Consider the following 11,247-nt stretch of genomic DNA (forward strand, 5'->3'; position numbering starts at 1 on the left):
TCGTCAGTAAAGGCTTACGCTTACATGAACCGCGCCCCCCTGAGGGGATTCAAATGCGTGGGCGACGGTCGGCTGGATACAAAAACAGCCCGGGCTGGGCCGGGCTGTTTTTGGATTTGGTTGCGGGGACCTGCAACCCCTTTTGTCATAGCATCCTCAGTATTTTGATTTTGGTCGGGTTTGGCGAGTTCGAGGATGCCGAACAGCTCGCCGCGTAGCTCCGCAAGCACTGCCCCGCGCTTGTCGCCGGGCGTGAGGACGATCTCTCCGATCAACGAGCGCAACACCTCGGCGGCCGGACGTCCCTCCTCGTGGTCGGCAAGCGCTTGCGTGAACTGCTCGACCCGCTTGCGGTAGAGAGTGGCTATGTTGGGATGCAGGTCGGGCACGTCAGTGAACGCCACCGCCAGACGCGCGGTGATCTCCGCCTTCTGTCTCTCCAGATCTTCCATTCTCGCTTTCATCGAAGGTTGATACAGGCCATCCTCGATCGCCGCCATAATGCCGGCGATAGCGCGCTCGATCTTGTCGAGCGCCTTGCGGTCCTGTTCGCCTTGCGCGAGACGCTCCTGATTGAGGCGGTTGGTCTCTTGGGCGTACGCTCTGATCGCCTCGGCCACGGCATCGGCCGAGACCAGCCTTTCCTTCAACCCCGAGAGGACACGCTGTTCGATCTTCTCACGGGTGATGGTGCGGGCATTGTCGCAGATGCCCCGGCGCTGGTGGTTGAGGCAGGCATAACGATCGCGTGTAAACAGGCCGTAGCGCCCGCCGCAGCAGCCGCAGATGAGCAAGCCCGAAAGGAGGGAGACTGGCCGCTTCATGGTATGCAGCTTCCCGGCCCGGGCCTTGCGCGTGGCGATCGCCACCGCCTCGAACTGGCTGGCGATGGATTTCTGTCTCTCCTTCACGGCTTGCCACAATTCGTCCTCGACGATCCTGAGATGCGGCACCTCGGTGCGGATCCATTTGATTGCTGGATTGGCCCGCGACACGCGCTTACCCGTGGCAGGATCCTTGACGTAATGCAGGCGGTTCCAAACCAGCACGCCGGTGTAGAGCTCGTTGTTGATGACGCCGGTACCCCGGATTACATGCCCGCGCACGCTGGTATCGCCCCAATGCCGGCCGAGCGGGCCGGGAACGCCCTCCTTGTTGAGGTCCACGGCAATCGCCTTCGGGCTCTTGCCGGCAGCAAATTCGCGGAAGATGCGGCGCACGATGGTCGCTTCCTCCGGCACGATCGCGCGGTCTCCCCGGACGGGATCGCCTGCGCTATCCAGTTTCTTCACCACCCGGTAGCCGTAGCACAGCCCGCCTCCAGCCTTACCCTTCTCCACCCTACCCCGCAGGCCACGATGGGTCTTGAGGGCAAGGTCCTTGAGGAACAGGGCATTCATCGTGCCCTTGAGGCCGACATGCAGTTCGCTGATCTCTCCCTCGGCTAAAGTGACGATGGTAACGCCGGCGAATTTGAGGTGTTTAAAGAGGGTGGCGACATCTGCCTGGTCGCGGCTGATGCGATCGAGCGCCTCGGCCAGCACCACCTCGAAGCGGCCGCGCTGGGCATCGCGTACCAAATGCTGGATACCCGGCCGCAGCACCGTGCTGGCGCCGGAGATCGCGGCATCCTCATAGGTTCCCGCCACGCTCCAGCCCTCACGCGCCGCCTGCTCGCGGCACAGCCTCAACTGGTCCTCGATGGAGGCATCCCGCTGGCTGTCGGAAGAATAGCGTGCATAGAGTGCGACACCGGTCATGGCGGCGGATCCTCTCTTCTGTTCCCAAGGGGTTTGCCATTCGGCCCCCTGCCCTCTCCCTCTCGGCGACCCGGCCGATTGTCGTTGGCCGCCAGCCCCGCCTCGAATGATTCCCGCGCCAGCTGCCGGCCGATCAGCCGGGCGATATCCAGCACCACCCGATCCAGCTTCAATGCCGCCACGTTTTCAGGGCGCCCCTCAGGGTCTACGAGGTCGCCGTTGTCGTTCGCCGGAACCAACGCCTGTGGGCCAGTCCTGATTTCCTCTGCCATCGCGGTCGCTCTCCCAACGGTGGATCGACCCAGCATTAAGAAGCCTCCGGACGGCGACGAAAAGCTCGAAGTTCATCTCGTAGGGCCACAGCGTGCAATGACTTGCGCCGTGCGGTTTCGTCTCGATCGTCAAGGCGGGCGGCAGGCGACAAGTGGGAACATCCGGCTGCGCCTTCCTCCTTCAACGCCGCGACCAGCTTGACTGCGGACTCCCAATGCTTGGCGACATCGCTCCGCGTCCCTTCCCGGCCGGCGACTAACCGGCAGCCCTCCCGCGATCACTTTTAGGTCACGCAGAACGGAAGCTATGTGCGGCCACGGGAAGTCGGTAGGGTCACCAATGTCCCGATCGGCACCGACGATCATTTCTAACTTGGCGATGACGCCGATGAGCGACGTTGCCACGACCTCAGGGATCGAATCTTGGAGCTTAAGGAATAACCAAAGCCAACCTGCCCTCGACCGGCATGGGTTCGGCGGACGTTCCAATCTCCTGCTTTGAGTCGACGATCGCCAGTTCCTCCCCCAATGCGGAGATCAAAGCCGACACACGGCCGCGCACCCGTGGATGAAGTTGCACCAGCCCTTCAATCAGGCGTCGTCCTTCCGCGCTGGCAATAAAATTGATTCGCTCGTCGGCCGGCAGCGGCGGAGCGTCACGATCGGTCTCATTGTCCGGCAGGCCTGCGAAGAAACGGCCGACCGGAACACCTAGCGAACTAGCGATCTCGTAGAGCATGGATGCGCTCACGCGGTTTCTCGCGTTCTCATATTTTTGAAGCTGCTGAAAACTGATGCCTATAGATCGGGCAAGCTGGGCCTGCGATACATCCGACTGCACGCGAACCGCAGCGATCTGCCTGCCCACATATTGATCAGCAGGGTGCGGACCACTCTCGATTCCATCGTTTACCGGTGCGTTGAGGACGCTGCGGCGCCCTGGCTCCGCAAATGCTTTTCGGAACTGCATCAGTCGCTCCATGTGTAGAGAGTTTGTCTCGGTAAGCCCCGCGAAAATCACCAAACCGACGAATGATCGCGATTTCGGTACCTTATTGCCGAAGTTCAGCTCGAGACTTTCTGCTCTCTAATCCGAGCTATATCGTCTAAGTGTCTGCTCCAAAAAGAAGTGAGTGATTTCAGCGGGTTGTGATTCTGTCGGATTGCTGAGATTCGACGGAGATCATGATGCCCTGGACCGAAACCACTCGCCCTCACTATGAACGGCGCTGCCCGCGCTACGCAAGCGACCTGACGAACGCGGAGTGGGCGCTGATCGAGCCGCTGATGCCGGCGCCGAACCGGATCGGCCGGCCCCGCAAGACGGACCTGCGCGAGGTTGTGAACGCGCTGCTTTACATGGCGTCGTCGGGCGGAGCATGGCGGCTTCTGCCGAAGGACTTCCCACCGTTCTCGACGGTGCAGAAGTACTTCTGGCGCTGGCGGGACGAAGGATTGCTGCGCGCCATCAACAATGAACTCGTCATGGCGGCGCGCGAACGCGAAGGCCGGGAGGCAAGCCCGTCCGCCGGCGTCATCGACAGTCAGAGCGTGAAAACCACCGAAAGCGGCGGCGTTCGTGGCTTCGACGCCGGCAAGAAGATCATGGGCCGCAAGCGGCACATCGTCGTCGACACGCTGGGCCTGCTGGTCGGCGTCGTCGTTCACGCCGCCGACATTCAGGACCGCGACGGCGCCCCGGCCGTCCTGAAATCCATCCTCAAGCGCTGGCCGTGGCTGCGCCATGTCTTCGCCGATGGTGGCTATGCAGGGCCGAAACTGCGGGGCGCCCTGCAAAAGATCGGCAAGTTCACGATGGAGATCATCAAGCGATCGGACAGCGCCAAGGGCTTCGAGATTCTGCCACGCCGATGGGTCGTTGAGCGGACCTTCGCATGGCTGGGTAGGTGCCGTAGGCTGGCAAAGGACTTCGAGCGGTCCATCGAATCCGCACAGGCCTGGGTCCTCATCGCAAACATCCGCATGCTTACCCGACGGCTCGCAAGGGCCTGAAAACACGGCGGTCATTCCGATTCAGACACTAAGGCCGAGCGGATCTGTGGCCACGGGGGCTCATTGTCATGTAGCGAATACTCCCCTTCCCTAAGCGCTGCATTTAGCTTGGCGGCTATACCGGCGAGCGACGTTGCAGGAACTTGGGATAAGGCTTCGAGTAATTCCTTCGCCCGCTCGCCAGCCTCGCGCTCAGCAAGTAAGGCTGTCGAATAACCAATCTCCCTAGCGGCGGCATCCCAGCGCGCCTGATTGGCTACGATTTCAGCTTCAGCTTGGGTGCGGGCCACTGTGTTAGCCGGACGAACACCGAGCAATTCCTGGAGGGCTTCAACGGAGTGAACTGTCACGCTCTCTCCGTCGGACAAGGTAACTGTCGTGCAAGGGAAGCCAACGGTCTCGATAAGTACCCTCTCCAGCCGCTGCTGCTGATTGCAAAGCCGTTCAGCCTCTTCCCAAGCCGCCTGCCATCGTTTCCACACCGCCACCGCAGGATCAATGGCGTCATCACCCTCCAAGTCGATGCGAGCGAACGATGTAGCCGGCGTCGCTGCCATTGCGGTTGCCGTTCCCGCAAGCACCTTCCTGCGGGTGACGAAAGGCAAAGTCGTGTTATTGTCGGAATCAGCCATGATCCGAGCTCCCAGAAGCTTGGGCGTGGTCAGGCTAGGCATGGTGCGTCAACACCGCGTCTAGCCGCGCCCCGGACCAAAGGCCAAGGGTATCCACTGATACCTTTGGATCATAACGCAATGATCTAAAGGGATCAAATAGAAATTGGTGACAGCAGCACAAATGCGAGCGGCTCGAGCGTTGATAGCTCTCTCACAATCGGAGCTTGCCCGTAGGGCTGGTGTTTCTATTCCGACGGTAAAACGATGTGAGAGCGACAGTGAGCGCGCCGCCGTCGTCTCCGATGAAACTCAGGACAAAATCCGTGCTGTTCTTGAGGCCGAGGGTGTTGAATTTACGAATGGCAATCATCCGGGCGTGAGGTTGCGGCGACCGTGATCGACTACGAATGAAGTAACGTCTGGTGGGCTGGCGTCGAGTTGGGGCGAGACGCGTGGCGGCCAATCAGACGAGTTGCGAAATGGCCGCCCGAAAATAGACTGACCACCTTCAGCGTCCATATCGAGAATGCGGACGTTCAAGTTAGCCAGACCAAGGTCTCAATCTGCCCCGAGGCGGTCACTCGTGTACTGACGCTGGCCAACTCCGCCGATCAAAACCACCATCCAATCCGGATATCGACTTACCCAAGACGTAAGGATTTCAGCCATTCCAGCGTCTTGATGACGGGCGCATTCGGTCGGTCCGCTGGGATAAGGGGCGGTTGATCCAAATCCAAAACCGAGGCCGTCATATCATTGGTGGTTATTTCCCAGGCGTTGATAACGGACAGATTGTGCTTGCCGATAGGCAGGTCGAAAATAGGTTTGGGCTGCGCCAGCTTACTTGGCAGGTGGGCAGGAAACAGCACGTACCGACCGTGACGCGTATAGTCTGCGAGGAACTGATCAAGGTTCTGCGTTGAACTCGGGTACATGCGATTGATGCGCGACACAAATCCGATGATGTTCCCCTCCGATATGGGAACATTGTCCGGATTTTGACTGACCATCACGGCATAAGCAGCGGGACTATCGCGTGATATGCCGCGAACGATCGTAATTCTGAGATCGTCTTTGACGTCGTCATCGCCGTACCGCTTACGCCATGACTTGAAGATGTCTTTAGCAGCCGAAGGATTCTCGTACGCGAGTCCCAGCATGGGAGGCTGCATGTCGGGGCCGGGCGGGGACCACATGAAGAGGGTGCCGTTCCATTTCGCCTTGTCCCACTTCTGCGTATCGATGGGCGAGATCCAGCGCATCTTCGAATGGTTGCCTTTGGCCGCATCGCGCATTTCTTTGGGCGCGAGGCCTTCGCCGCGCTGCATTTTGCCAAACGTCTTGATCGCCTCGGGAGCCGGTGCGGGGGACCATGCTTCCGTGCGTTTGACCTCATAGGTGGAATCGGCAGGATCGATCCAATCACCGAGTGAAAGCTGCGCGCGATCACCGTGCAGATTACCGAGCATGATGGGAACGTTCGAGAACGTCAGCGCGCGATCTAGGGCGCGTTCATCTTCGAACAGCGCCTTACCCCACGCCTCGGCATCCTGAGGCGCGGCGAAGCGAAGGAAGATTGCGAGTACGGCATCCCTCATCCAATGCGGAAACGATAGCGCATCCTCTTTGGTCTTGTATTCCATGACCATTCGATGCGTGATCGTGCCAATGGGCTCGCCCTCCACATCGGCAAACGTCAGAATGGGGCTGAGGCCGACGGCGTCGGACGGTGTAATCCGCAGTTGCAAGTGGTCCACCTGAGGCAAGATGCGGTGATCGAGACTCGTGGCAAGCAAGGCTTCCAGTGACCCGAGGACAGCCTCACCAATGCCGATGGAGACAAGATTGTTGGCGCAAGCCAACTCGATGCGGCATCCGAGCACGTTGGACGAGAGCGTGACGGTTTCCCCAAGGGCGAAGTCTGGAACCGGATAATCCGCTTTCACGCCGTGATCGCGCAGGTCTCGCATGAAGGTCTCAGCGCCTTCGGGGGGTTTCTTGTTCCGGTATCCAGCCTTGCGTTCTCAGGATGTCTTCATTGCCCATCAGGTAGAGCAGAGCGGTGCGCGACATCGGCAGTGCGAGCCGTTCGAGCGCGTCGGGAAGTTGAGCGATGTCGCCCAATTTATCGACGGGTGTTTGCAGAAGCAGTGATGCGATCTGCATCATGTGCGCCTCTTGCACCTTGCCCAGGCGGCGGCGCTGCCCTTCCGTGCGCGCTTGTGCTTTGCGAACGATCATTTCCAACTCGTGCGCACTTAGGATCTGTGGAACGCGACCGAGCTTGAATTCAGTATCGAAGTACCTGGACAAGACCGAAGCCCGCAGCGCGCCAATGCTCCCATACCTTTTGAAAACCGAGAATTCCTGACTGACGGCGGCGAGGGTGTAATTCCTTGCAGCCCACAGCAGTCCGACTTCCTCGAAGGCGAAACCTGCCCCTAGCGAGGCGGCGATGAGATCGTCCTCGTACTCCTCTTTGATGAGCAGCGCGACGGCACGGCCAAACCAGCGGATAGCGTCATAGGGCAGTCCCTTTGCTAGCTTCTGGTACGCCCGTTGAACATTCTTCGTTGCAGCCTCGCCTTCGCCGCTGCGTGCCGCGAGGGCATCGGTTATGGTCTCGAACAGCGTGTCGAATTCGTCGCTGTCAGCGATGAACTCGCCGATTTGTGTGAGGGCATCTGCGATGCTCGTGAACGGGAATGTTCCTAGCCCTTCGGCTCGTTTGATAACGTCGGTAAACGAGACCCAGATGTCCTTGAGCGGGTCGTCGCGATGCTCAACTCCTTTTTCGGAGACACGAGTCATCAGTAACATGGCTTCAGCATGTAGCGCGTTGTTGGGACGATTGGTTTGCACCGTCAAAGCTTCCAGCGCAGACTTAAGCGCGGCGGTGCGGTCCTTGAGCTTTCCTTTCGATGCGTCCATCGAGCCCGAGTGAACGCTCACGCGTATCACGGGCAGAAGATTGCTCAGACGCTCCAAGTCATTTGCATCGTCGGAACCGAGAGCGAGACGCTCGACATCGTCGTAGAGTTCAGACGTGCGAAGGTGGTCCTCATGCCAGAAATGGGAGGTCCATGCCCACTCGTAGGCAATCGCGAGTTCGAGCTTTTTGATGTTGTTATCTCGCGCGAGACGGAGTGCGCGATCGAAACGCCCGTTCACGTCGGCGCTCGAATGCTCCAATCCTCGAGCCACAAGCGCGGCACGCCGCGCATCTTCGACCAGCGCGGCAGGTTGCCCCTGATACTGCGAACCGTCGGCGATCTTTGCCTCAAGAGCATCCAGCTCCGACGCTCGCTTGGTATCACTTGGCCCCAGCTTCGTGGTTTGCTTCTCCGTGCCCTTGCCAACACCAAGCTCCTCGACGGCAATGGCCATACTGCCGTGTTTGAAGACGCGGTCGAGGAGCCATGTGCGATCCAGAATGGTGACTGAAATGCCGTGCTCCTTAACCAGTTCGTCTTGCAGGTCGGCCGACTTCTTCGCGGGAACGAACTGGTTTGTGACGCAGATGATCTGATCGTATTCACGCTTAGTGCCCGCGATGGCGGCGACGTCAGCCTTAATTTTCGAGCGCCAAGTCTTCTTGGCGCTGAATGCGAAAGCCTTACGCTCGCCGGCCTTGTCATTGTCGGGCACGAACCAGCGCGCAGAGATTTCACTCGATACGGGGAATGTCTCTGCGTCGGTCTTACCGTCGCCCCCGCCAACCGGACCCGTCTGAGGACGAATATTCGGCGCGATGAATTTCTCGCAAAGGCGCTGCGCGAAATTCTCGAATGCGGTTTCGTCCTTCTGATTAGTGAGCGTCTCGAGGTGGTAGGATAAGACCTCGCGCTCGACCTCGTATTCCACTTCGGACACCGAGTCGGAGAACAAGTCGGGGTGGCGGTCGCGCATGTAACGCGACGGCGCATACTTGAGTTTATCGGGTGAGGCCGTTGTTTGTTCGGTCATAGGCCTAGAGTACAGGATGCCGCACCGCTTAAGAAATGGGGATCAATATGGTATGGGTATCAATCCCCAACCTTCCATATCTGTCGGACGCAAGCATGACTCTGCTTTCCTAACCCCGCTCGTCAGGAGCGGCCGGCTCGTTCCGCCCCCTTTCAGCCACCGCGAATGCCCACGGGCAATGACCATTATGGGGCGCCAAGCGGTCTGGCGGCTGTCGGCGCATCTATCGAAACCCATGCACTACTGGAATGAGGCGCGTACCAGATATTCATTACCTGACCATCCGCGCGCCGGCCACATCAACCCGTCAACATCGTCGATTGAAGAACTGCCTGCATATGCTCTGCGAGGTCGAGTTCGCCGCGCGCCTCGATCTTTAAAAGATATCGGGCCTTGGCCAGGCGATCCCCTTCTTCAACGGCAGGATAGCCGCAGATGGCGAGCAGCGCCCTCTCCTCTTCCCAGCTGGCTCTGGCGCGGTCGCTGCTGCGACCGCCTATCTCGTGCAGAGCTTTGCCGAACTCAGCATAGGCTGCCATGTGCGCCGCAATCAGCGCTCGCAGATAACTGGACGGCTCTTGGTCTCGCGTCGGCGGCTTTGCGCCAAGCGCCGTTGACGTCATCGACGAGGCGACGACTGCGCTGCCGGAGTGGAAGAGCAAGGCGCGGCGGTTGATCCTAGACATGGCAACCTCTCCATTTGTTTTGATGGCGATCAGGCCAGTGGCGTAAAAGCCATCAGACCGTAACACGACGGTTTGTGTATTCGTGTCAGGATGGCTGGATCTCTGGCAGTCGAGAGCCAGTGCGGCTGGGCGATGCACAGTGCCTGCATCTCGAAAAGGATGCCGCGTCCGACCGCCCTGCGGAAGCTTCGATTGGGCGCGGGCTTGTCGCGACCGAGCGCTTCCATTGGGCGGTGAAGCCTATGTATTCGCCACGCGGAGGATGACGCCAGCCGACAAGCCTGCGCTTGGCTGCCATCCTACGGCCGGCGCTGGCGACGTCGGCTCTACGTGCCGTAGGTGACCGCCCTGCTGCAGCGAGCTGTTCGCCGATCGCGGGCAACCTCAGGCTAGGTCGGCGAGGCTCTAACGTGGTCTTTCCAGCAGTTCGTTATCTGCCGACGAGCTGCTTCTCAATATCAGGCTCGACCACGCCCACCTTTGCCTCCCCCGGCCCCCACTAACGCCAGCTGGGCGGCCACACATCTCCCTAAACTACGGACGAAGAACGAAAATCGAAGATCTCGGGAGGTGTAGGAAAAACCCGCACCTCGCGAAAATTGGGAATAACCTATTGGAATAACACGACCGCCACAGCCCGCACCTCGCGGCCTTTTATCTAGCCGTCCTAATCGGTTGTGCTTTGCGAGACTTGACATCCACCGTCGTTTCTCCTCAATGCCGCGACAATACACGAATATCTTCTCTGCGATACCATCCCGCGTTCTGACGTCGAGTCCCGATGCGCCGTGCAGTTTTCCACGTTCTGCGACCGGGTAGTTGCGCTGCTTATATGCAGCACTGCAACCGTCGTGGCGCACTTTTCCATCGGTCCGACGGAGCGGCGTCACAAGCAATCGAGCGTGGTCCGGCCGTATCGCGATCGGCGCGGCCGTAGGCAGGATAACGTGCGTTCCGTCGTTCCTGTTCTGCATCGGTCCTCATCCGCCGGAGCGGATCCCCTTGTGTCAGATAGCGCCCATCACCGTACCGACGCCATGCGTTTCAACTTCCGTTGCGCTGCTCATCGACATGCACCCAGAAGCTTGCGGGCGTTGCCGTGCGCGCGCTGCGAGGTGTCGGCCGCGGCCGCCGCCAGATCGCCGACATGGAACGTGCCGTCGCTCCACAGCGCATGCATGATCACTGCCAGCTTGCGCGAACCGGCGACGCAGGCCTTACAGTAGCAGCAGCGTTTGGTGATCGCCTGACCAGCTCCTGACCCAGTCGGGTCTATTAAAGCGCGTCATCAGGTCCGACGCCGGCTCATAGCGCGCGCAGCACGTCCGCGTCGCCAGCTTCGAGATGCGCACCCGAACGTCGATCGAGGAACCGGATGCGCCGCGACGTCAGCCCGAAGTAGAGCGCAACATCGCACGAGCGTAGAAAGTACGACGGATCCTCGATCGCCGTCATGAACGAGGGCGCCGTCACCGGGCCCACACCTGGAATGGCCATGAAGCGATGGCAAGTCTCGTTTGCGCGACGATTTCACGACGAGATCGTGCAGCCGGCAATACTGTCGCCACAGCGGGGCGCGCGCCGAAGCATGGCGTCCATCGGCTCAGCCGACAGGCCGACAGCGGATCCTTCGCCACAGGCGTGCGCACCGCCTGGTCGAAGTTCCCTCGCCGGACCTCGCTTAGACGGATGCCAGACGACTTCAGCGAGTGCCGGATGGTGGTCTCCAGGTCGATGAACTTGGCTTTCAGATTGCGCCGGTGAATCAGCAGAAGCTTCATCCGGTAGCAGCTTTCTGACTCGGCGGAACCAACCTGTGCGCATCAGATGAGCGGCCCAATGCGTCGGCCTTGTCGGTGCTGTTGCGCTGCGCCGACACATCGCGGCGGGAACATGGACGGTCTCAAGGCAGATGGCCGGCAAGCCGTGGTCGGGG

The 11,247-nt window shown here is 60.0% G+C and carries 8 protein-coding genes and 1 pseudogene; 1 reads left to right on the forward strand and 8 read right to left on the reverse strand.

The features are described from left to right. Positions 1 to 20: 20 nt before the first annotated feature. The 3 genes from ACFSOZ_RS27650 to ACFSOZ_RS27660 all read right to left on the reverse strand — a co-directional run bounded on the left by ACFSOZ_RS27650 (position 21) and on the right by ACFSOZ_RS27660 (position 3,002). Positions 21 to 1,760 (reverse strand): recombinase family protein, encoded by a 1,740-nt coding sequence (locus tag ACFSOZ_RS27650; RefSeq protein ID WP_379103197.1) that lies wholly within the window; start codon positions 1,758 to 1,760, stop codon positions 21 to 23. Continuing rightward, positions 1,757 to 2,032 (reverse strand): hypothetical protein, encoded by a 276-nt coding sequence (locus ACFSOZ_RS27655; protein ID WP_379103199.1) that lies wholly within the window; start codon positions 2,030 to 2,032, stop codon positions 1,757 to 1,759. Before ACFSOZ_RS27655 ends, ACFSOZ_RS27650 begins: the two co-directional genes overlap by 4 nt. A gap of 430 nt (positions 2,033 to 2,462) precedes the next feature. Continuing rightward, positions 2,463 to 3,002 carry a helix-turn-helix domain-containing protein gene (locus tag ACFSOZ_RS27660; RefSeq protein WP_379103201.1) on the reverse strand — a complete coding sequence of 180 codons (540 nt, stop codon included), beginning with the start codon at positions 3,000 to 3,002 and terminating at the stop codon, positions 2,463 to 2,465. A 218-nt stretch (positions 3,003 to 3,220) separates the two neighbouring features. Between ACFSOZ_RS27660 and ACFSOZ_RS27665 the strand changes: the two genes are divergently transcribed. Next, positions 3,221 to 4,045 carry an IS5 family transposase gene (locus tag ACFSOZ_RS27665; RefSeq protein WP_379092658.1) on the forward strand — a complete coding sequence of 275 codons (825 nt, stop codon included), beginning with the start codon at positions 3,221 to 3,223 and terminating at the stop codon, positions 4,043 to 4,045. 11 nt (positions 4,046 to 4,056) lie between these two features. Here ACFSOZ_RS27665 and ACFSOZ_RS27670 read toward each other — a convergent pair whose 3' ends face one another. The 5 genes and pseudogenes from ACFSOZ_RS27670 to ACFSOZ_RS27690 form a co-directional block, all read right to left on the reverse strand. Then, positions 4,057 to 4,677: a hypothetical protein gene (locus ACFSOZ_RS27670; protein WP_379103203.1), complete on the reverse strand. Its 621-nt coding sequence runs from the start codon at positions 4,675 to 4,677 to the stop codon at positions 4,057 to 4,059. Positions 4,678 to 5,300: 623 nt separating this feature from the next. After that, positions 5,301 to 6,629 (reverse strand): hypothetical protein, encoded by a 1,329-nt coding sequence (locus ACFSOZ_RS27675; RefSeq protein ID WP_379103205.1) that lies wholly within the window; start codon positions 6,627 to 6,629, stop codon positions 5,301 to 5,303. A gap of 7 nt (positions 6,630 to 6,636) precedes the next feature. Next, entirely contained in the window at positions 6,637 to 8,625 is a 1,989-nt protein-coding gene (locus ACFSOZ_RS27680; RefSeq protein WP_379103207.1) for a hypothetical protein, read from the reverse strand. Positions 8,626 to 8,924: 299 nt separating this feature from the next. Further along, positions 8,925 to 9,311, reverse strand: coding sequence for a hypothetical protein (locus ACFSOZ_RS27685; protein ID WP_379103209.1), 387 nt, complete (start codon positions 9,309 to 9,311; stop codon positions 8,925 to 8,927). A gap of 1,063 nt (positions 9,312 to 10,374) precedes the next feature. Then, a pseudogene (locus tag ACFSOZ_RS27690) lies at positions 10,375 to 11,237 on the reverse strand (transposase); the annotation flags it as partial. Positions 11,238 to 11,247: the final 10 nt, after the last annotated feature.

This window comes from Mesorhizobium newzealandense (genome assembly GCF_042682145.1).
In the GTDB taxonomy this organism is placed as follows: Bacteria; Pseudomonadota; Alphaproteobacteria; order Rhizobiales; family Rhizobiaceae; genus Mesorhizobium; species Mesorhizobium newzealandense.

Coding starts and splice junctions, on each gene's coding strand:
- ACFSOZ_RS27670 (WP_379103203.1), bottom strand. CDS start 4,677: ATGGCTGATTCCGACAATAACACGACTTTGCCTTTCGTCACCCGCAGG.
- ACFSOZ_RS27680 (WP_379103207.1), bottom strand. CDS start 8,625: ATGACCGAACAAACAACGGCCTCACCCGATAAACTCAAGTATGCGCCG.
- ACFSOZ_RS27665 (WP_379092658.1), top strand. CDS start 3,221: ATGCCCTGGACCGAAACCACTCGCCCTCACTATGAACGGCGCTGCCCG.
- ACFSOZ_RS27655 (WP_379103199.1), bottom strand. CDS start 2,032: ATGGCAGAGGAAATCAGGACTGGCCCACAGGCGTTGGTTCCGGCGAAC.
- ACFSOZ_RS27685 (WP_379103209.1), bottom strand. CDS start 9,311: ATGTCTAGGATCAACCGCCGCGCCTTGCTCTTCCACTCCGGCAGCGCA.
- ACFSOZ_RS27660 (WP_379103201.1), bottom strand. CDS start 3,002: ATGCAGTTCCGAAAAGCATTTGCGGAGCCAGGGCGCCGCAGCGTCCTC.
- ACFSOZ_RS27650 (WP_379103197.1), bottom strand. CDS start 1,760: ATGACCGGTGTCGCACTCTATGCACGCTATTCTTCCGACAGCCAGCGG.
- ACFSOZ_RS27675 (WP_379103205.1), bottom strand. CDS start 6,629: ATGCGAGACCTGCGCGATCACGGCGTGAAAGCGGATTATCCGGTTCCA.